Annotated in this window: 19 protein-coding genes and 1 riboswitch; of the genes, 10 read left to right on the forward strand and 9 right to left on the reverse strand. The window is 73.3% G+C overall.

The window, feature by feature from the left end; all coding sequences use genetic code 11:
- Positions 1-50: 50 nt before the first annotated feature.
- A riboswitch (SAM riboswitch) is annotated at positions 51-168 on the forward strand.
- A 178-nt stretch (positions 169-346) separates the two neighbouring features.
- Positions 347-1756 (forward strand): aminotransferase class V-fold PLP-dependent enzyme, encoded by a 1410-nt coding sequence (locus AOK22_RS22350; RefSeq protein WP_055700488.1) that lies wholly within the window; start codon positions 347-349, stop codon positions 1754-1756.
- Here the strand turns inward: AOK22_RS22350 and AOK22_RS22355 are convergent.
- The 7 genes from AOK22_RS22355 to AOK22_RS22385 form a co-directional block, all read right to left on the reverse strand.
- Positions 1708-2913 carry a glycerate kinase family protein gene (locus AOK22_RS22355; protein WP_055700489.1) on the reverse strand — a complete coding sequence of 402 codons (1206 nt, stop codon included), beginning with the start codon at positions 2911-2913 and terminating at the stop codon, positions 1708-1710. The genes AOK22_RS22350 and AOK22_RS22355 overlap by 49 nt on opposite strands.
- A gap of 54 nt (positions 2914-2967) precedes the next feature.
- Positions 2968-4380, reverse strand: coding sequence for an SLC13 family permease (locus AOK22_RS22360; protein WP_055700490.1), 1413 nt, complete (start codon positions 4378-4380; stop codon positions 2968-2970).
- A gap of 99 nt (positions 4381-4479) precedes the next feature.
- Positions 4480-5142, reverse strand: a complete 663-nt coding sequence (locus tag AOK22_RS22365; protein WP_055700491.1) for a response regulator transcription factor — start codon at positions 5140-5142, stop codon at positions 4480-4482.
- Complete coding sequence (locus AOK22_RS22370; RefSeq protein WP_208606426.1) at positions 5139-6647, reverse strand: sensor histidine kinase; 1509 nt, start codon at positions 6645-6647, stop codon at positions 5139-5141. The genes AOK22_RS22365 and AOK22_RS22370 overlap by 4 nt, the downstream gene beginning before the upstream one ends.
- Positions 6574-6870: a hypothetical protein gene (locus tag AOK22_RS22375; RefSeq protein WP_055700493.1), complete on the reverse strand. Its 297-nt coding sequence runs from the start codon at positions 6868-6870 to the stop codon at positions 6574-6576. The genes AOK22_RS22370 and AOK22_RS22375 overlap by 74 nt, the downstream gene beginning before the upstream one ends.
- A 102-nt stretch (positions 6871-6972) precedes the next feature.
- Positions 6973-7254 carry an Lrp/AsnC family transcriptional regulator gene (locus tag AOK22_RS22380; RefSeq protein ID WP_055700494.1) on the reverse strand — a complete coding sequence of 94 codons (282 nt, stop codon included), beginning with the start codon at positions 7252-7254 and terminating at the stop codon, positions 6973-6975.
- Positions 7251-7982 carry a rhomboid family intramembrane serine protease gene (locus AOK22_RS22385; protein ID WP_055700495.1) on the reverse strand — a complete coding sequence of 244 codons (732 nt, stop codon included), beginning with the start codon at positions 7980-7982 and terminating at the stop codon, positions 7251-7253. Before AOK22_RS22385 ends, AOK22_RS22380 begins: the two co-directional genes overlap by 4 nt.
- A 191-nt stretch (positions 7983-8173) precedes the next feature.
- Here AOK22_RS22385 and AOK22_RS22390 point away from each other — a divergent pair, with 191 nt between their 5' ends.
- From AOK22_RS22390 to AOK22_RS22410, 5 genes are all read left to right on the forward strand, one after another.
- Positions 8174-8413, forward strand: a complete 240-nt coding sequence (locus AOK22_RS22390; RefSeq protein WP_055700496.1) for a hypothetical protein — start codon at positions 8174-8176, stop codon at positions 8411-8413.
- Between the two features lie 34 nt (positions 8414-8447).
- Positions 8448-9797, forward strand: coding sequence for an NYN domain-containing protein (locus AOK22_RS22395; RefSeq protein ID WP_055700497.1), 1350 nt, complete (start codon positions 8448-8450; stop codon positions 9795-9797).
- A gap of 313 nt (positions 9798-10110) precedes the next feature.
- Positions 10111-11139, forward strand: a complete 1029-nt coding sequence (locus tag AOK22_RS22400) for a C40 family peptidase (protein WP_055700498.1) — start codon at positions 10111-10113, stop codon at positions 11137-11139.
- 245 nt (positions 11140-11384) lie between these two features.
- Positions 11385-12422 carry a C40 family peptidase gene (locus tag AOK22_RS22405; protein WP_055700499.1) on the forward strand — a complete coding sequence of 346 codons (1038 nt, stop codon included), beginning with the start codon at positions 11385-11387 and terminating at the stop codon, positions 12420-12422.
- A gap of 38 nt (positions 12423-12460) precedes the next feature.
- The gene (locus AOK22_RS22410; RefSeq protein WP_244164920.1) at positions 12461-13660 is read left to right on the forward strand and encodes a hypothetical protein; all 1200 of its coding nucleotides are present in this window, start codon (positions 12461-12463) and stop codon (positions 13658-13660) included.
- Here the strand turns inward: AOK22_RS22410 and AOK22_RS22415 are convergent.
- Positions 13617-14855, reverse strand: a complete 1239-nt coding sequence (locus AOK22_RS22415) for a glycosyltransferase 87 family protein (RefSeq protein WP_055700500.1) — start codon at positions 14853-14855, stop codon at positions 13617-13619. The genes AOK22_RS22410 and AOK22_RS22415 overlap by 44 nt on opposite strands.
- Positions 14856-15021: 166 nt before the next feature.
- On the opposite strand from AOK22_RS22415, the gene AOK22_RS22420 reads away from it, so the two are divergent.
- On the forward strand, positions 15022-16164 hold the full coding sequence (locus tag AOK22_RS22420; RefSeq protein WP_055700501.1) for a glycosyltransferase family 4 protein: 1143 nt from the start codon (positions 15022-15024) through the stop codon (positions 16162-16164).
- Between the two features lie 135 nt (positions 16165-16299).
- Here the strand turns inward: AOK22_RS22420 and AOK22_RS22425 are convergent, their stop codons facing one another.
- Positions 16300-18096: an AMP-dependent synthetase/ligase gene (locus tag AOK22_RS22425; protein WP_055700502.1), complete on the reverse strand. Its 1797-nt coding sequence runs from the start codon at positions 18094-18096 to the stop codon at positions 16300-16302.
- A gap of 298 nt (positions 18097-18394) precedes the next feature.
- Between AOK22_RS22425 and AOK22_RS22430 the strand changes: the two genes are divergently transcribed.
- From AOK22_RS22430 to AOK22_RS22440, 3 genes are all read left to right on the forward strand, one after another.
- Complete coding sequence (locus AOK22_RS22430) at positions 18395-19165, forward strand: metallophosphoesterase family protein (protein ID WP_079036747.1); 771 nt, start codon at positions 18395-18397, stop codon at positions 19163-19165.
- 71 nt (positions 19166-19236) lie between these two features.
- A complete protein-coding gene (locus AOK22_RS22435; RefSeq protein ID WP_055700504.1) occupies positions 19237-19674 on the forward strand; it encodes an SRPBCC family protein in 438 nt (145 codons plus the stop codon).
- Between the two features lie 340 nt (positions 19675-20014).
- Positions 20015-20498: ArsA family ATPase (locus AOK22_RS22440; protein WP_167357872.1), on the forward strand; the 484-nt coding region annotated here is incomplete at its 3' end.

The following is a 20498-nucleotide window of genomic DNA, read 5'->3' on the forward strand; positions in this document are numbered from 1 at the left end:
TCCTGGACTGCGCCTTGCGCGTCGAAGATCGTGTGGCAGGATGCTGCACAGGTCATGAGTGACAGCGACTACGGCCCCGGCCCGCTGTCCGGCAACCCTCCGTCCGTGGCGGGGTGCCCCGGGTGAAGACCAGGCCGTACGCAGCAAGGCGTATGGCAAGCGCGGACCCCTCGCGATCACCAGGGGTCCTGGTCATCGAGGGAGCAGTCTCGTGAGCAAGCGAATGTGACAGGGCTTTCACGCCCCGCCTCCGCACACCCTTCTTCACCTTTCTCCCGCGCCGTCGACGCAGCTCTCCACGCAGCTCCGGCGCGGTGAATTCACCTGCCTCTCACGGGAGTTCGCCATGTCTGTCTCCGCCGTTGCCGTCGACGCCTCCGTCTGTGCCCCGCTGCCGGTCCTCGGCCGGGACGTCACCGTTCCGCTGGTCACCGGCGGCGAGGTCACCTACGCCGCGCTCGACTACGCGGCGAGCGCGCCGGCGCTGCAGCGGGTCTGGGACGACGTCGCCGCCTACGCGCCGTACTACGGCAGCGTGCACCGCGGCGCCGGCTACCTCTCGCAGCTCTCCACCGACCTCTTCGAGAACTCCCGCACGGCCGTCGCCGAGTTCCTCGGCTGCCGCGAGGGCGACCAGGTCGTCTTCACCCGGTCGACCACCGACTCGCTGAACCTGCTGGCCGCCGCCCTGCCCGCCGACTGCCAGGTCTTCGTCTTCGAGACCGAGCACCACGCCTCGCTCCTGCCGTGGCGGGACGCCCGCGTCACCTACCTCAACGCGCCGCGCACCCCCGACGAGGCCGTGCAGACCCTGGAGCGGGCCCTCGCCGACCGCGCCCCTTCCCCAAGCTCTCGACTTCGTTCGAGCAGGGGAGGCCCCACTGGCCCGGCCCTCGTCTGCGTCACCGGTGCCTCCAACGTCACCGGTGAGCTCTGGCCGGTGCGCGAGCTCGCGGCGGCCGCTCACGCGCACGGTGCCCGCATCGTGCTCGACGCCGCGCAGCTCGCGCCCCACCACCCGGTCTCCATCGACGAGTTGGACGTCGACTGGGTCGCCTTCTCCGGCCACAAGCTGTACGCGCCCTTCGGCTCGGGCGTCCTCGCCGGCCGCTCCGACTGGCTGCGCGCGGCCGAGCCGTACCTCGCGGGCGGCGGCGCCTCGCGGAAGGTGGCGCGGCGCACCGACGGCGGCGTGGACGTGGAGTGGCACGACAGCGCGGCCCGGCACGAGGCCGGCTCCCCGAACGTCATCGGCGTCTACTCCATCGCCGCCGCCTGCAAGGCGCTCACCGAGGCGGGCTTCGACGAGCTGGTGGCCCGCGAGCAGTACCTGATCCGCAAGGTCCGCGAGGGCCTCGCCGAGGTGCCGCAGGTGCGGATCCTGTCGCTCTTCGGGGACGACGCGCCGCGCGTGGGCGTCATCTCCTTCGTGGTGGACGGCTGGAACAGCTCGCACTTCGCCGCCGCGCTCTCCGCCGAGTACGGCATCGGCGTGCGCGACGGCCTGTTCTGCGCCCACCCGCTGGTGCGCACCCTGCTCGGCAGCGAACCCGACGAGCCCGGCGAGTGCGGCGCCCCCGAGGCCGCGCCCGGCGAGAAGTCGCTGAACGCGATCCGGGTGAGCTTCGGCGCGGGCACCCCCGACGAGCACGTCGAGCGCTTCGTGCGCGCCGTCAAGGAGCTGGTGTCCGACGGCGCGCGGTGGAGCTACCGCACCGAGGACGGGCGCTGCGTGCCCGACACCGCCGCCGCCTGAGCGTACGGCGACGGCAGCCGTGCGCCGAGCCGGATCATCCGCAGGGCCCGTTCGGTCGCGTCGGTGAGGAACTCGCCGCCCCGGCCGAGCGCCTCCGTCAGCGAGACGGGGGCGGGCAGGATCGCGCTGTAGGCGTCGACGCCGGCCGCCCGCACCTGATGGGCGCCGTGCCCGATCGTGCCGGCGAGCACCAGGACCGGGCGGTCGAACCGCTTGGCGCGGCGGGCCACTTCGGCGGGGATCTTCCCGCGCGGCGTCTGGTGGTCCAGGGCGCCCTCCGCGGTGATGACCAGATCGGCGCGGGCGAGGCGGGCGTCCAGGTCGATGTGGTCGAGCAGCACGTCGAAGCGGGGCAGCAGCGCGGCGCCGAGGGCGGCGAGCCCGGCGCCGAGCCCGCCGGACGCGCCGGTGCCGGGGCCGCGCGCCAGGTCGCCCGGCACGCGCAGATCGCGGGTGAGGACGGCCGCCCAGTGCTCCAGGGCGGCGGCCAGCTCCTCGACCTGCGTGGGGGTGGCGCCCTTCTGGGGGCCGAAGACGCGGGCGACACCGCGCTCGCCGCACAGGACGTTGAAGGGGTTGCAGGCCACCCGGATCCCGGTGTCCGCGAGGCGCGGGTCGAGGCCGCTCGCGTCGATGCGGCTCAGCCGCCTCAGCTCCCGTCCGCCGCGCGGCAGTTCCCAGCCGTCCGCGTCCAGGAGCCGGGCGCCGAGGGCCTGGAGGGCGCCCGCGCCGCCGTCCGAGGTGCCCGAGTCGCCGCAGCCGACCAGGATGCGCCGGGCGCCCGTGTCGAGGGCGGCGCGGATCAGCTCGCCGACGCCGTACGTGGTGGTGGCCCCCGGATCGCGCAGGTCGCGGGGGACCAGGGAGAGCCCGGCCACGGCGGCCATCTCGACGACGGCCGTGCCGTCGCGCAGCAGCGCGAAGTGCGTGCCGATGGACTGGCCGACGGGCCCGGTCGCGGGCAGGGCGACCAGGCGGCCGCCGTCCGCGGCGGCCAGCGCGCGTGCCGTGCCCTCGCCGCCGTCCACCAGCGGGATCAGATCGGTCTCGGCGTCCGGGACGACACGGCGTACGCCCGCGGCGATGGCCTCGGCCACGGAGCCCGCGGACAGGGACTCCTTGAAGCCGCTGGGGGCGATGGCGAAACGGGTGAGCATGAGGATCTCCTCGGTGGTGCGGCGTACTCCGGTGGTACGGCGGACGGCGGGGGTTCAGCGGACGGGTACGCCGAGCAGCGGCCACAGCGTCACGGCGAAGAGCAGGACCAGCGCGGCCGTCAGCGGCGCCAGGACCGCGGACAGGCGCAGCAGGTCGCGCGGGGTGTAGGTGGGGGTGCCGGGGATCTCCGCGAAGAGGGTGACCGGCTTCGCGGAGGCGGGCAGCGTGTGGCAGAAGCCGGCGGCGGCCGTGGAGGCGAGGGCGGCGGCGACCGGGTTGACGCCCGCGCCGACGGCCGCCGCGACGACCAGCGGGACGAGCACCGAGGAGCGTGCCGAGCGCGACTGCAGGACGAGGTGCGCGGCCGTGCTGACCACCACGACGACGGTGAGGAACACCCAGGGCGACAGGTCCAGGGGCAGCCCGGACACCAGCCATTTCGCCGCCCCCGAGTCGGCGAGCGCGACGCCCATCGCCATCGTCGCCGCCATGAACAGGAGCAGCGCCCAGGGGACCGTCCTCAGGGCGTCCTTGAGGCGTACGGTGCCGAGCGCGGGGGAGGCGGCGACGACCGCGCCGATCAGCGCGACGACGGCGGGCGGCACCTGGTGCAGCGGCTCGCTGCACCACAGCGCGACGACCGTGGCGAGCAGCAGGGCGCAGCGCGTCTCGGCCGGCTCCCAGGGGCCGGTGACCGGCTGCTGGCTGTGCTCCTGGAGCTGGTCGAGGGTGATGTGGACCGGGCCCTCGCGGTCGGCGCGCCGCGTCGTCGTGAGCAGGACGGCCTCGGCCGCCAGGTGCGAGGAGGCGACGGCGAGCGGCAGGCCGAGCAGCAGCCACTGCGTGAACCCGATCCGCTCGCCCGTCGCCTCCCACAGGACCGACACCGTGATCAGATGCGCGCCCGCGCCGATCAGGGTCGCGACCGCGGACAGGAGGATCACGGTCGGGAAGAGCAGCGCGAGCATCACGACCAGCCGCCGCCGGTCGGCGAGGACCTTGGCGAGGGCGAGGAACACGGGCAGCGCGAGCGCGGCGCGCCCCGAGGTGGCGGGTACCGCGAAGGCGGTGACGACCAGCGCGGCGGTCGTCAGGTGCGTCAGCTGCCGCACGGTGCGCGCGCCGCTGACGAGGAAGGCCGCGGCCCGCCCCGAGAGCCCGCTGCGCGCCACGGCGGCCGCGAGCACGAAGGCGCAGATCAGCAGCCACACCGTCTCGTCGCCGAGGGTGCCGAAGAGGGTGTCGCTGCTGATCACGCCGGTCGCGGTGAGGGCGAGGCCGGCGCCGAGCGCGATGTACGTGTCGTCGATCGGCGTGCCGATCCAGGCGCAGGTCGCCAGCGCGAAGACGGCGAGGGTCACACGGGCGTCGCCGCTCAGGCCGGGGAAGTTCCCGGGCACCACCAGCAGGGCGCAGATGCTGAGCGCGACGCAGAGGGTCACGGCTTGCCGCGGGTTCAAGGTCACGCCGTTCAGCGTGGTGCGGCGCCGTGAGCCCTCAATGAGCCGTAGATGAAAGGAACTTCACCGAGCCCCGCGCGCGGTCGCGCCGGGGCGCACGGGTGCTCACTCCGGCAGCCGGTAGCCCATCCCGCGCACCGTCTCCACCCGCTCCGAGCCGAGCTTCTTGCGCAGCGCGCGCACGTACACGTCCACGATGTTCGAACCCGGGTCGAAGTCGTAGCCCCACACGTGGGAGAGGATCTGCTCCCGCGAGAGCACCTGCCCGGGGTGGCGCAGGAACAGCTCCAGGAGGACGAACTCGCGGGCCGTCAGGTCCACCGTCCGCTCGCCCGAACGCGCCCTGCGGGTGCGCAGGTCGAGCGTGAGCTCCCCGCTGCGCAGCACCGTCACCTCGGGCGCCCGCGCCGCCGTGCGCAGCCGCAGCCGCACCCGGGCGAGCAGCTCCTCGAAGCGGAACGGCTTGGTCATCCAGTCGTCGGCGCCGCCCTCCAGACCGGCCACCGTGTCGCGCACCGAGTCCCGCGCGGTCAGCACGATGACGGGCGTGGACACCCGGGCCTCGCGCAGCTGGCGCAGGACCGTGAAGCCGTCCTTGCCGGGCAGTCCGATGTCCAGGACGATCAGGTCGAAGCCGCCGGTCAGGGCGTAGTCGTGGGCGGCGTCCCCGTCGGCGACCACGGTGGTCGTGAAGCCGTTGGCGCGCAGCCCCTTCTCGACGAAGGAGGCGATGCGCTCCTCGTCCTCGACGATCAGTAGCCGGTTCACTGCTGCGCCGCCCCTTCCGGTGGTTCCTGTACGAGTACGAACGTGGCGCCGCCGCCGTCCGTGGGGCGCAGTTCGACGCGCCCGCCGTGGCTCTCGGCGATGGCCCTGACGATGGCGAGGCCGAGCCCGGCCCCGGTGGCGCGGGAGCCGCGCCGTGCGGTGCCGCGCCGGAACCGCTCGAAGATCACCGCGGCGTCCTGCGGCTGCACGCCGGGCCCGCTGTCGGCGACGTACAGCTCGATCCGCCCCGCGGCCAGCCGCGAGCCGATGGAGACGCGCTGGCCGGGGACGGTGTGCTGGACGGCGTTCTGGGCCAGCTGCACCATCGCCTGGGTGATCCGCTGGGGGTCCAGGTCGGCCTCGGCGTCGGCGGTCTCGGCCAGGTGCCAGTCGCGCTCGCCGAGCGCCCGTGCCTTGACGAAGACGTCCGCGGTCAGCTCGGCGAGCTGCACCGGCTCCGGCGTGACGAAGTCGGGGCGCTCGGCCTTGGCGAGCAGCAGCAGGTCCTCGACGATGCGGCTCATCCGGTCCAGCTCCTCCGTCACGATGCGGACGGTCTCCTCGCGCTCGCCGGGCTCGTCGCCCATCAGCTCCAGGTGGCCGCGGACGATGGTGATGGGGGTGCGCAGCTCGTGGCCCGCGTCGTCGACGAACTCGCGCTGCGCGGCGAAGGCCCGTTCCAGGCGGTCCAGCATGCCGTTGAAGGTCTCGGCGAGGGCCGCGATGTCGTCCCTGCCCTGCACCGGGATGCGCCGGGTCAGGTCCTGCTCGGTGAGCTGGGCCGCGGCCGTGCGCACCAGCCGCACCGGCTTGAGGATGCGCCCGGCCACCGCCCAGCCGATGCCCGTCGTCAGCAGCAGCGCGACGCCGGAGATGGCGAGCAGCATGGTGAACACGTCGCCGGCCCTGGCCCGCTCGCCCGCCGGGTGGAAGGCCACGACGAAGGCCGCGGCCGGGTGGTTCGGCCCCTCCTCGATCTCCACCTTCGCCCAGCGGACCTCGCCCCGGTCGCGGTGGAGCGTGCCGGTCGCGTCGGGCGACTCGAACACGGCCCGCAGCGCGGCGGGGTCCTCGGCCAGCGGGTGGTCGATGCGCGGCTCGCGGGACTGCTCCTTCTTCGCGGGCGCCGTGCCGGGGCGGCCGACCAGGCCGAGGAGTTCCTCGTCGGGGTCGGCGTACTGCCGGGACAGGAAGAGTCGCAGGAGCGGGTCGGGGTCGGTGAACTTCTCGCCCGTGTGCGGGTCGACGCCCTCGCGCGCGAGGTTGGTGAACTCCCCGGTCTCCTGGGTCAGGAGCCGGTCGATGCGGTGGTCGACGTCGCGCAGCAGGACCGAGCGGGTGGTGGCCGCGACCGCGGTGAGCGCGACGGTCATCACGACGAGCAGCCACAGCAGGATGCGGACACGGGCCGATATCCAGCGGCGCGGGGGTTCAGCCGTCGTCACCGGGGCCGTCGTCGTCGTGGGTGTCGCCCCGGCCGTCGTCGCCGTCGTCGTCGTTGTCATCGCCCGAGGAATTCTCGCTCACCGGGGGCGGCGAGACCTTCTCGTCGGTCGGGGTGGGCCGGGGCGAGGACGGTGTCGACGACGGGGAGCCGCTCTCCAGCTCCACCTTCGGCGGGGCCTTGGGCGGCGCCGGGCTGTCGGTCAGGGCGTAGCTGGTCGCGGCGATGCCGAGCGGGATCGCGACGACGGCGGCCAGGGCGGCCATGCGGTGGGTGAAGACCATGACAGCGAGGGTGGCGGGCGTACCGCGCCGTCCGGATGAGGCGCGGATGAAGAAACCTTCATACGCCCCGGGGCGTGCGGTGGTGCCGGGGGAGCGGCAGGGCTAGGAGTCGAGCCCGATCGCGAACGCGGCCTCCAGGTCGTGCTGCGAGTACGTACGGAACGCCACGTGCGTGTCCGTGCCCTCCACGCCGGGGATCTTGCTGATGCGGCCGGGGATGACGTCCGCCAGGTCGTCGTGGCGCGACACCCGCACCATCGCGATCAGGTCGTACGTGCCGGTCACGGAGAAGACCTCGCTGACGGAGTCGAGCGCGGCGATCGACTCGGCGATCTCCGGAATCCGGTCCACGCTGGTCTTGATGAGCACGATCGCGGTGATCACGGCTGACTGTCTCCCTCGGTGGCCGGTGCTGTGCCCTTCACTCTAGCCCGCAACCCGTAGGCGACCCACGCGTGCAGAAACCCGAGGGAGAACCCCACGAGATGCGCCAGATAGGCCACCCCCGTGCCGTTCCCGCCCTGCCCCGCGGCCAGCCACTGGATCGCCACCCAGAACGGCAGCACCACCCAGGCCGGAAACCGCAGCGGCAGGAAGAAGAGGAACGGGAAGAGGCTGGTGACGCGCGCCTTCGGGAAGAGATAGAGAAAGGCGCCGAGGACGGCGGAGATCGCTCCCGAGGCGCCCACGAGCGTCTGGCCGGAGCCCGCGTGCGCGGCGGCGTAGGCGAGCAGGGCGAGATAACCGCACACGACGTAGAAGAGCAGATACGGGAGGTGCCCCATGCGTTCCTCGACCATGGCCCCGAATACGTACAAGAACAGCATGTTCCCGAGCAGATGAAGCCAGCTTCCGTGCACGAACAGAGCGGTGAACGGACCGAGGGCGGCGCGCGGGACCCCGCTGAACAGTTCGACGGGTACCACCCCCCACCGCTCGAAGTACGTCTGCTGCGCGGCGAGCAGCGCGTCACCGCGGCCGTAGACGGGGTTGAACCCGGACACCGGCGAGACCACGAAGACCAGGCAGCAGACGGCGATCAGTCCGTACGTCACCGGGGCGGACTGGCCCCGCAGCAGCCGGCCCGCCCGTGCGCTCCATGTCTTGATCATGAACAGAGCATGACGTAACGGGCGCTACCTGCACAGACCGCCATGCCGCACCGGAGGCCGCCGCATGGCGCCCCTTACAGGCCTTAGGGTTACGGGCAATGCGCATCGCGGGGAACCGCGGTGGGCACCACGCGCCGATGACGTCGCCGAAGAAGCATCGAACGAGTCACCGAAGAAAGCGAACAGCCACGATGACGGTTCCCCTGCCGACCGCCACCACCCGGTGGCGCTGCACGCTCTGCGGCAATCTCACGCGTTTCGACGTGACCCGCACCTCCAAGGTCGTCGAGTATGTCCATCTCGACCTCGCCGGTGAGGCGAAGGTCGAGGAACGCGAGGTGGTCAGTGAGACCATCGAGTCGGTGCGCTGCCGCTGGTGCAACGCCGTGGATCAAGTGGAACTCGTGGACAGGCCGGGCACCGACTCCTGAGGGAGCGGGGCCCGCACAGCTAGTGGGGTGACGGATGGTGGAGAGCGCAGGCGGGGAGCCGGACGACGGCGCCGCTGAGGTGCTCGACCGCCCGCTGCCCGACGGGGTGCGCCGGCGGGTCGTCCAGATCGTCTCGGACGGCTTCGGTGGCCTCACCCCGGCCGAACTGCCCGCCCAGCTGCGGCAGTACGTCCGCTTCACGCCCACCCGGCGCGCGAAGTTCGCGGGCAACGCCATGGCGGCGGCGCTGGAGAGCGAGCCGCTCTTCCGGCAGCGCATCGGCGAACGTCTCAGAGAGGCCCAGCCCGAGCTCGCCGGTGCCCTGGACGCGGGCTCGCCGCCCCCGGCCGCCGATCCCCTGGACGTGGCGGCCGCGGCCTATGTGCTGCGCCCCACGGGCTGGGTGAAGCTGGTCACCGCCGCCGGCGAGGAGGCCCAGCGGGCCGACGCCGAGCGGGCCGACGAGGAGACCAGGGCCGAGCTCGACCGGCTGCGCGAGGAGCTCGCCGCGGCCCGCGGCCAGACCAAGGCCGAGACCGAGCGGCTGCGCACCGAGCTGGAGGCGGCCCGCAGGGAAGCCGAATCGATGCACCGCAAGCTGCGCGGGGCCCTCAGCGACGTCAAGCGGGGCGAGGCGGCCCTGCGCAAGGCGGCCGCCGAGACCGAGGCCGTGCGCGCCGAGGGGCAGGCGCAGGTGTCCGCCGCCGAGAGCGAGACCCGGCGGCTCAAGGCGCGGCTCGGCGAGACCGAGGCCGCCCTGGAGGCCAGCCGCAGGGCCGCGCGCGAGGGACGCAGCGTCGAGGACATGCGGGTGCGGCTGCTGCTCGACACGGTCCTGGACGCGGCCCAGGGGCTGCGGCGCGAACTGGCCCTGCCGCCCGTCTCCGTGCGGCCGGCGGAGACCGTGGACGCCGTCGAGCCGGGCCGGATGTCGCCCAAGGACATCGCCACCCGCGCCCTCTCCGAGAACGACCCGGCCATCCTGGACCAGCTCCTCGCGCTGCCGCAGGCGCACCTGGTCGTGGACGGCTACAACGTCACCAAGACCGGCTACCCGACGATGCCGTTGGAGAAGCAGCGGCTGCGGCTGCTCGGCTCGCTCTCGCAGCTCGCCCTGCAGTCGGGCGCCGAGGTCACCTGCGTCTTCGACGGCGCGGAGCTGGCCGCGCCCGTGCTGCTCGCGCCGCCGCGCGGGGTGCGGGTGCTGTTCTCCAAGCCCGGTGTCACGGCCGACGAGTTGATCCGCCAGCTGGTGCGCGCGGAGCCGCCGGGACGGCCCGTGGTCGTCGTCTCGACCGACCGCGAGGTCGCCGACGGCATCGCCAAGGCCGGTGCGCGGCCGGTGGCTTCGGCGGTCCTCCTGAAGCGGCTTTCGCGGGGCTGAGCGAGCTGCTTCCGCACGGCTGGGCAAGCGGCTTTCGTGGGGCTAAAGGTGCACACGTAACTCCCGTGCCGTATGCCCGAATTAAGAGACCGGTCACGCGACGTAGCGTCAGAAGATCATCACTGACAGTGCGTCATCGGTAAAGAATGCGCGCGTCGAGCGGTTTTTTGCCGGTGGGATTTGAACTGATCACAAGAAGGTCACTAGGGTCACGCCCGAACCTTCGCTCGGTTGATCACCCATCCGGGGTGGCGGCGATGGTGCCCGCCCACCGGGTCTCGGTAGGCGGTCGGAGGAAGAAGGAGCCGCGTTCGTGGCGTCCCACCGTCGACCCAAGCAGCCGAGCCGCACCCGCGTGACCGTGCTCACCGCGACCGCTGCCGCTGCCGTGGCCCTCACCTCGCAGGGTGCCGCCCAGGCCGCTCCGAAGCCGAGCAAGGACGAGGTCAAGTCCAAGGTCGACGCGCTCTACGAGGACGCGGGCCGGGCCACCGACAAGTACAACGGGGCCAAGGAGAAGCAGGAGAAGCTCGAGAAGCAGATCGGCGACCTCCAGGACAAGGTCGCCCGCGGCCAGGAGGAGCTCAACGACCTGCGCGACGGCCTCGGTTCGATGGCCAGCGCCCAGTACCGCTCCGGCGGCATCGACCCCTCCCTGCAGCTCTTCCTCTCCTCCGACCCGGACGACTACCTCGACAAGGCGTCCGCCCTGGACCAGTTGAGCGGCAAGCAGGTCGAGGCGCTCAAGAAGATCCAGGAGAAGCAGCGGGACCTCGCGCAGCAGCGCAAGGAGGCCGCGGGCAAGCTGGACGACCTCGCCGACACCCGCAAGGAGCTCGGCCGCAAGAAGAAGGAAGTCCAGGGCAAGCTCGGCGAGGCGCAGAAGCTCCTCAACACCCTGACCGCCAAGGAGAAGGCGGACCTCGCGGCCAAGGAGCAGCGCGCGAGCCGCGCCGCCGGCGACCGCGTGGACCTCGGCAAGGAGGCCCCGGCCTCCAACCGCGGCGCCGCCGCCCTGAGCGCCGCCGCCACCCAGCTCGGCAAGCCCTACGTCTCCGGCGGCTCGGGCCCCAACTCCTACGACTGCTCCGGGCTGACCCAGTGGGCGTACGCCCACGCCGACGTCTCCATCACCCGGACCACGTACACCCAGCAGAACGACGGCACGAAGATCGGCCGCAGCCAGCTGAAGCCCGGCGACCTGGTGTTCTTCAACAACCTCGCGCACGTCGGCCTGTACGCCGGCAACGGCCAGGTGCTGCACGCCCCGAAGCCCGGCGCCGTGGTGCGCTACGAGGCGATGGAGTACCTCGGCAACTTCCAGTTCGGCGTCCGCATCTGAGTTCCGTCCGGGTCCGAGGCCATGGCCTCACCTGACGTCAACACCCCGCCGACACCGCCCAAACGGGCGAATTCCGGCACCTTCCGCTGACCCCGCGCCCCGTTGATGACCTGCGTCAGAGACGGGGCGCAGGCCTGTCCGCGCCGTCCGGGGTCGTTGGCCCCTCCGTGGTCGCACGGCTACTGTCGGCGCGCATTCCCCCGGACAGCCGGGGGGTTCGTCAGCGGAAGGGAGAGCGGCTTCCCGTGGGGTCCCATCGCCGTCCCGCGCAGTCCGGTCTCGACCGGAGCACGCGCGTGACCGTCCTCTCAGCGGCCGCGGCCACCGCGGCCGCGGCCCTCGCCGCCGCGCCCGCGGGTGCCGCGCCGCAGGACAAGCCGTCCGACACCCGGGCCCAGGTGGACCGGCTGTACGAACAGGCCGAGAAGGCAACCGAGGCGTACAACAAGGCCGATGAGCGCGCGGACAAGCTGCGCGCGCAGGTCGAGCGGGCCAAGGACAGCGTCGCCCGCGGCCAGGAGCGCATCAACCGCATGCGCGGCGCGCTCGGCTCGCTGGCCGGGGCGCAGTACCGCTCCGGCGGCATCGACCCCTCGCTCGCCCTGATGCTCTCCTCCGACCCGGACGGCTACCTCGACAAGGCCGCGGCCCTGGACCGCATCAGCGCCCGGCACGCGGGCGAACTCGCCGATCTGCAGCGGGCCCAGCGCAGCCTCGCCCAGGAACGCTCCGAGGCGAGCCGCAAGCTCGCCGAACTGGAGAAGAGCCGCACCACCGTCGCGCGCCACAAGCGCACCGTCGAGCACAAGCTCGCCAAGGCCAGACGGCTGCTCAACTCGCTGCCGAGCGAGGAGCGCGAGGCGTACGACAGGTCCTCGCGCTCCGGCGCCGACGGACGCACCGACATCCCGGACCTCGGCAGCGGCGTCCCGTCCTCCGCGCGGGCCGCCGCGGCCCTCGCCGCCGCCCGCTCCGCCGTCGGCCGCCCCTACGTCTGGGGCGCCAACGGTCCCTCCGGCTTCGACTGTTCGGGCCTGACCCAGTGGTCGTACGCCCAGGCCGGGGTCGGTCTGCCGCGCACCTCGCAGGCCCAGCGGTACGCCGGGCGCCAGGTGTCCCTGGCCGAGGCGCAGCCCGGCGACCTCGTGACCTACCGCGACGACGCCAGCCATATCGGGATGTACGTGGGCAACGGCCAGGTCGTGCACGCCCCGTACCCCGGAGCGGCCGTGCGCTACGACCCCGTCGGCATGATGCCGGTGTCGTCCGTGACCCGGGTCTGACCCGCCGCCGACCGGCCGCGCCCCGTACCCTCGGGAAGGTGGCTGGTCACAGGCGTGGGTCGGGGGCGGTGGGGCTGTGCCTCGCGCTCTGCCTCGCCGTGCTGGCCGGATGCGGCGGTGATCCGGCGCCGGACGCCGCCACCGGCGCGGTGCGCGCGCTGCTCGAACGGCGCGCGCGGGCCGTCCTCGACGGCGACGAGCGGGCGTACGAGAAGACCGAGCGCGGCCCCGGCGGCGCCGACCTCTTCGACAACGCGCGCGGCATCCCGCTGGCGTCCTGGGAGTACCGCCTGACCCGCCTCGACCGCTCCGGATCCGAGGCCACGGCGAGCGCCCGGCTGGACTACCGCCTCAAGGGCTACGACAGCGCCCCGCTCACCGCCGAGCGCACGCTGTCCCTGGAGCGGCGGGGCGGGCAGTGGTACGTCACCGCCGAGCGGCCCGCGAAGAAGGCGGGCGAACAGCTCTGGGACCAGGGGCGCGTGATCGCCGAGCGGGGCGCGCGCAGCCTCGTCCTCGGCGTCGGACAGAGCCCCTCGGAGCTGCGCGCCTACCGCGAGCTCGCCGACCGCGCGGTGCCCGCGGTGCGGGAGGCCTGGCCCGCGAAGTGGCCGGGGCGGGTCGTCGTCCTCGCGCCGCGGTCCCTGGCCGGGATGGCGGGGCTGCTCGGGGCACCGGCCGCCGGGTACCGGGGCATCGCGGCGGTCACGACGGGCGAGGCGGGCGGGTCCCGGCGGGCGCCGGCGGACCGGATCATCCTCAACCCCGAGGCGTACGGGATCCTCGGCGACTTCGGCAAGCAGGTCGTCCTCACCCACGAGACGACCCACGTCGCGACCCGCGCGCAGACCTCCGCGGCCACCCCGCTCTGGCTCTCCGAGGGCTTCGCGGACTGGGTGGGCTACCGCGGCACGGGGCGCACCCCGGACCAGGCGGCGCCCGAGCTGCGGCGCGCGGTCCAGAGCGGGCGCCTGCCCGGCGCGCTCCCCGACGACGAGGACTTCGGCTTCGCGGGGGACGCCGAGCGGCTCGCGGGGGCGTACGAGGGCGCGTGGCTGGCCTGCCGGATGATCGCGGAACGGTGGGGCGAGCGGAAGCTGACGGACTTCTACGGCGCGGTGGGCGCCCACAAGGAGCGGGCGGGCGCGGTCGAGGACGCGCTGGCGGAGGTCCTCGACACGACGCCGGAGGACTTCACGGCGCGCTGGCGTACGTATCTGCGCTCCGAGCTCGGCTGACCCGCTCCCGGGCGGACCGCCCCTCCTGGGCGCGCGGTTCGGACACCGTCTGCCGCCACAGGTTCCGGCAGGCCACCAGGGCCGCCGCGACGAGCAGGCCGTTGCGCACGACCAGCAGTGCCACCCCCAGCGGATCGCTCGCCACCACGTGCGAGAACCACACGGGGAACTCCAGGAAGGTCACCGGTGTCGCCGCGAGGACCAGACGCGCGGGCACCTCCATGCGGCTCGTGCGGAACACCAGGCAGAGGGCGGCCATCCCGATCAGCCAGAGCATGTACTGCGGGCTGATCACCCGGCTCGTGACGGTGAAGAGCAGCACGGCCACGAACGCCGCGTCGGCGGGCGTGCTCGCCGACCAGCTCCGCGCCCGCAGCCGCCACACCAGCAGCCAGCCGAACGCCGCCGCCGTCAGGAGCTGCGCCGCCGTGCTCACCAGCGGCACGTAGGGGCCGAGGAACTCCACCGAGCCGTAGTTGAGCCGCACTTCGCCCTGCCAGCCCAGGTTGCGCGCCACGTGCAGGACGAGGGCGCCGAGCGACTCCACCTCCGTGCCGCGGTCGCGCTGGAAGGTGAGGAAGGCCAGCGCCCCCGGCATCGCCACCAGGAACACCAGCGTGAGCAGCGTGGCCGTGCCCGCCGCCGCGGCCCAGGACCGCCGGGTCGCCCGCCCGCGCGGCGTGCCGACGAGCAGCAGCACCGGCCACACCTTGAGCAGCGCCCCGAACCCCGCGAGCGTGCCCATCGTGCGCGGATGCCGGGCCCCGGCGAGCAGCGCGGCGACCGCGACGGCGGTCACCATCACGTCGTAGCGGGCGTAGACGATGGGGCCGAGCAGCGCCACGCCCAGGACCCACACCCAGGCGCCCCGCGACGACGTACCGGGCCGCCGGCCCGCGTACAGGAGCAGCCCGCAGACCGCCGCGTCGCAGAGGAAGGAGAGCACGAAGAAGGCGGACGCGTAGCCGAGGAAGGGCAGCAGGGCGGGGGAGAGGATCGCGAGGGCGGCGGCGGGCGGGTACTGCCAGGTGACGTCGTCGAGCGGGAAGGTGCCGGTGCGCAGGACCTCGTACCAGCCCTGGTAGATGACCGACACGTCGCTGGTCACGTCCGGGCCCGGGGCCGTCAGCACAGAGAAGACGCAGAGCAGCAGCACGGCCCTCGTCAGGACCCAGACGGTCAGGATGCGCGCCATGCGTTCCTCGCCCCATTTCACGTACTTCGTCGTGATTCGAGCAGCCATGATGCCGGGCGGAGCCGGGTCAGGTCGAAGAGGCTGGCCCGTTCGGCGCCGGCGACGCCCGGCGGGTACCGCCGACGGCCTTCGGCACCGCCCACCGCTTTCGGTACTGTCGGGCGCGATGCACAAGACCCTGATCGTCACGAACGACTTCCCGCCCAGGCCCGGTGGCATCCAGGCGTTCCTGCACAACATGGCGCTGCGCCTGGACCCCGACCGGCTCGTCGTCTACGCCTCCACCTGGAAGCGCGGCCGCGAGGGCGCCGAGGCCACCGCCGCCTTCGACGCCGAGCAGCCCTTCCAGGTCGTGCGCGACCCCACGACGATGCTGCTGCCGACCCCGCGCGCCACCCGCCGCGCGGTCTCGCTCCTGCGCGAACACGGCTGTACGTCCGTGTGGTTCGGGGCCGCCGCCCCGCTCGGGCTCATGGCCCCGGCGCTGCGGAAGGCGGGCGCGACGCGGCTCGTCGCCACGACGCACGGGCACGAGGCCGGCTGGGCCCAGCTGCCCGCCTCACGCCGGCTGCTGCGCCGGATCGGCGAGTCGACGGACACGATCACCTATCTCGGCGAGTACACGCGCTCGCGGATCGCCGCCGCGCTGACGCCCGCCGCGGCGGGCCGCATGGTCCAACTGCCGCCCGGCGTCGACGAGAAGACCTTCCACCCCGGCTCCGGCGGCGCCGCGGTGCGGGCGCGGCTCGGCCTGAGCGACCGGCCCGTGGTGGTCTGCGTCTCGCGGCTCGTGCCGCGCAAGGGGCAGGACACGCTGATCCTCGCCATGCCGGCGATCCTGGCGCGGGAGCCCGAGGCGGTCCTGCTGATCGTCGGCGGCGGTCCCTACGAGAAGGACCTGCGCAAGCTGGCCGCCGAGACCGGCGTCGCGGACTCCGTGCGGTTCACCGGTTCGGTGCCGTGGGAGGAACTGCCCGCGCACTACGGCGCGGGCGACGTCTTCGCCATGCCCTGCCGGACCCGGCGCGGGGGCCTGGACGTGGAGGGCCTCGGCATCGTCTACCTGGAGGCGTCCGCCACGGGCCTGCCGGTCGTCTCCGGCGACTCCGGCGGAGCGCCGGACGCCGTCCTCGACGGCGAGACGGGGTGGGTCGTGCGGGGCGGCGTGCCCGAGGAGGCGGCGGACCGGATCGTCACCCTGCTCGGCGACGAGGAGTTGCGGCGGCGCATGGGGGAGCGGGGCCGCGAGTGGGTCGAGGAGAAGTGGCGCTGGGACCTCTTGGCGGAGAGGCTCAAGGAGCTTCTGTAGCGCCTACCGGGCTGCCATCCCTGGAGGCGGCGGAGCCGCCTTCCAGGGGCGCGGGGAACCGCGCGAGCGACCACGCGCGGCCGAGAGCCGCAAGCGATCAGGAGCCCCCGCGGCGAGGGGGCGCCCCCGCCCACGCTACCCGCGGTAGATCGCCTCGATCTCGTCCGCGTAGTCCTTCGCCACGACGTTCCGCTTCAGCTTCAGCGACGGCGTCAGGTGCCCCGACTCCTCGGTGAACTGCGACGCGAGGACACGGAACTTGCGCACCGACTCCGCCTTGGACACCGCCGCGTTGCCGTCGTCCACCGCGCTCTGGATCGCCGCGAGCAGATCCGGGTCGTCCCGCAGCGACGCCGCGGTGGAGTCCGCCGGCTTCCCGTGCTCGGAGGCCCAGCGGCCGAGGAACTCGTCGTCGACCGTGACGAGCGCGCCCACGAAGGGCCGGCCGTCGCCGACGACCATGCACTCGGCGACGAGCGCGTGCGCGCGGATGCGGTCCTCGATCACCGCCGGGGCGACGTTCTTGCCGCCCGCGGTCACGATGATCTCCTTCTTGCGGCCGGTGATCCGCAGATAGCCGTCCTCGTCGAGCGTGCCGATGTCGCCGGTGTGGAACCAGCCGTCGGCGAGCGCCTCCTGGGTGGCGCCCTCGTTGTTCCAGTACTCCTTGAACAGGTGCTCGCCGTGCAGCAGGACCTCGCCGTCGTCGGCGATCCGTACGACCGAGCCGGGCAGCGGCTGGCCGACCGTGCCGATCTTCTGGCGGTCCCACGGGTTGAAGGCGGTGGCGGCGCAGGACTCGGTCAGGCCGTAGCCCTCCAGGACCGTGAAGCCGATGCCGCGGAAGAAGTGGCCGAGGCGCTCGCCGAGCGGGGCGCCGCCGGAGATCGCGTACTCGCCGCGGCCGCCGAGGACGGCCCGCAGCTTGCTGAAGACCAGCTTGTCAAAGACCTTGTACTTGATCCGCAGGCCGAACGACGGGCCCGAGGGCGTGTCGAGCGCGCGGCTGTACGCGATGGCCGTGTCCGCGGCCTTGTCGAAGATCTTGCCCTTGCCGTCGGCCTGCGCGCGGGCCCGCGCGCTGTTGTAGACCTTCTCGAAGACGCGCGGGACGCCGAGGATCAGCGTCGGCCTGAACGCGGCCAGCTCGTCGGTGAGGTGCTTGATGTCCGGCGCGTGGCCGAGCTTGATCGGCGCCATCAGCGCGGCGACCTCGACCAGCCGTCCGAAGACGTGTGCGACGGGCAGGAAGAGCAGGACGGAACACTCGCCGGTGCGGAAGAGCGGCTTGAGGCGCTCCACCACGTTGCCGCACTCCGCGAAGAAGCTGCGGTGCGTGAGGACGCAGCCCTTGGGGCGGCCCGTGGTGCCCGAGGTGTAGACGATGGTGGCCGGGTCGTCGGCCTTGGCGACCGCGCTGCGCTCGTCGACGGTCGCGTCGGGGACCTCGGCGCCGGTGCGGTGCAGCTCCTCGACGCCGCCCTTGTCGATCTGCCACACGTGCGCGAGGCCGGGCAGCCGGTCGCGCACGGACTCGACGGCGGCGGCGTGCGCGTCCAGCTCGACGACGCAGGCCACGGCGCCGGAGTCGCCGAGGATCCACTGGATCTGCTCGGGCGAGCTCGTCTCGTACACCGGCACGGTGACCGCGCCCGCGCTCCAGATGGCGAAGTCGAGCAGCGTCCACTCGTAGCGCGTGCGGGACATCAGGCCGACGCGGTCGCCGGGGCGCACGCCTGCGGCGATCAGGCCCTTGGCGGTGGCGCGCACATCGGCGAGGAAAGCCTTGGCGGTGACGTCCTGCCAGGTGCCGTCGACCTTGCGGCCGATGACGGCGACATCCGGGTGCTGCGCGGCATTGCGGCGGACGATGTCGGTCAGATTGCCGTCCGCTGGGACCTCGTACAGGGCCGGAAGGCTGAACTCGCGCAAGACTGCTGCTCCTACATAGGGCGCCGGCGCCACGACGTTGTGTGCTGCGACGGTGCGGTCCAAGATCGGGCAGGTGCTCAATCAGTGGGGGGCTGAGCACTACTGGACTGCCCGGACGTTACCCATCGGTATGGCTGGTTCGGTAGGGGGGCAGGCCCAGATGTTCGGTGCGTCACACGTCGTTGTGGTCTGATTCGCACAGTACGCCACCGTCTTCCCGACTCGGAAGTAACCGCAGGTCCGGCGGCTGTCGGAAGCCCCCTACCCGCTGCGCGGCGCCCGTCCTAGGGTGATCGGTATGCCAGCTTTCCGGGTCAACGTGGTCAGTGACGTGCACGGCAACGCCGAGGGGCTCGCGCGCGCGGGCGAGGGCGCGGACGCGCTCGTCTGCCTCGGTGACCTCGTGCTCTTCCTCGACTACGCCGATCACTCGCGCGGCATCTTCCCCGATCTGTTCGGCGCCGGGAACGCGACGAGGCTGGTGGAGCTGCGTACCGCGCGCCGTTTCGACGAGGCCAGGGAATTCGGCCGGAAACTGTGGGCGGGCATCGACCGCGCCCCGGCGATCGAGTCGGCGGTCCGCAAGCAGTACGCCGAACTCTTCGCGGCCTTCCCCACTCCGACGTACGCCACGTACGGCAACGTCGACATGCCGACCCTGTGGTCCGAGTACGCGGGCCCGGGCACCACCGTCCTGGACGGCGAGCGCGTCGAGATCGGCGGCCGTGTCTTCGGCTTCGTCGGCGGCGGCCTGCGCACCCCGATGCGCACGCCCTACGAGATCGGCGACGAGGAGTACGCCGCCAAGATCGAGGCCGTCGGCGAGGTCGACGTCCTGTGCACCCACATCCCGCCGGACGTCCCCGAGCTCCTCTACGACACCGTCGCGCGCCGCTTCGAGCGGGGCAGCCGGGCGCTGCTCGACGCCATCCGCAGGACCCGTCCGAAGTACGCGCTCTTCGGCCACGTCCACCAGCCCCTGGTCAGGCGCATGCGCATCGGCGCGACCGAATGCGTGAACGTCGGGCACTTCGCCGGGTCCGGCAGGCCCTGGGCCCTGGAGTGGTGACCGCCCGGCGCGCGGTAGCCTTCACGCGGTACACACCACCTCATCCCGGCGCATCTGGAGGAGCCACAGCGATGGCGGAACACACCAGCTCGAGCATCACGATCGAGGCGGCGCCGGCCGAGGTCATGGAGGTGATCGCCGACTTCGCGCGCTACCCGGACTGGACGGGAGAGGTGAAGGAGGCCGAGGTCCTCGCCACCGACGAGCAGGGCCGCGCGCAGCAGGTCCGCCTCGTCATGGACGCGGGCGCGATCAAGGACGACCAGACGCTGGGCTACACCTGGACCGGCGACGACGAGGTGAGCTGGACCCTCGTCAAGTCCCAGATGCTCCGCTCGCTGGACGGCTCCTACCTCCTGAAGCCGGCGGGCTCCGGCACCCAGGTCACCTACCAGCTCACCGTCGACGTCAAGATCCCGATGCTCGGCATGATCAAGCGCAAGGCGGAGAAGGTCATCATCGACCGCGCCCTCGCGGGCCTGAAGAAGCGGGTGGAGACGGGCAAGTAGCCCGCCCGCCCGCTCCGGCGACCCGCTGGCGGCCCGGCGTTCCGTCGGCCCGGCCCGGCACTCCGGCGACCCGCTGCCCGGCCCGGGCGCTCCGGCGCACCGCAGGCCCGGTCGTACGCCCAGTCGGGCCCGGCGCCCGGCCGGCTGTTCCGGCGGGCCGGGCATTCCGGTTGGGTGGTTCGGCGGGGCGGTGTCCGGGCGGATGTCCCGGTGGGCCCGCTTTCCGGACGGGCGTCGCGGCGTCGGTGGGCCGGTGTTCCGGTCGTACGCCCCACCGGGCCCGCCATTTCGGACCGACGCCCCGGCGTCCCGGGGCGTCGCTCACGTACCGTTCACCCTTATGCGCACCCTTCTCGTCACCGGCCCCGGCGGCTCCGGGCGGACCACCGTCGCCGCGGGCACCGCGCTCACCGCGGCGCGCGCCGGCCACCGGGTCCTCGTGCTGTCCGCCGACCGCGCCGACACCCTCGGCGCGGTGCTCGGCGGGCCGGACGCGCACCCGGGGCTCACCGCCCGGCACCTCGCCCCCGACGACCGCTTCCGGGACGACCTGCTCGCCCTGCAGGAACGTGCCGCCGGAGCCCTCGACCTGCTCGGCGCCGACCGGCTCGACGGCGACGAGCTCACCCCGCTGCCCGGCAGCGAGGAGCTGGCCCTGCTGCGCGCCCTGCGCGACGCCGCCCACGACGGCACGTACGACACCGTGGTCGTCGACCTGCCGGCCGCCCCCAAGGCCCTCGCCGCCCTCGCGCTCCCCGAGCAGCTCCGCCGCTATCTGCGCCGGCTGCTCCCGCCCGAGCGGCAGGCGGCCCGCGCCCTGCGCC

Origin of the sequence: Streptomyces silaceus (assembly GCF_001419745.1) — a bacterium.
GTDB classification, from domain to species: Bacteria; Actinomycetota; Actinomycetes; order Streptomycetales; family Streptomycetaceae; genus Streptomyces; species Streptomyces silaceus.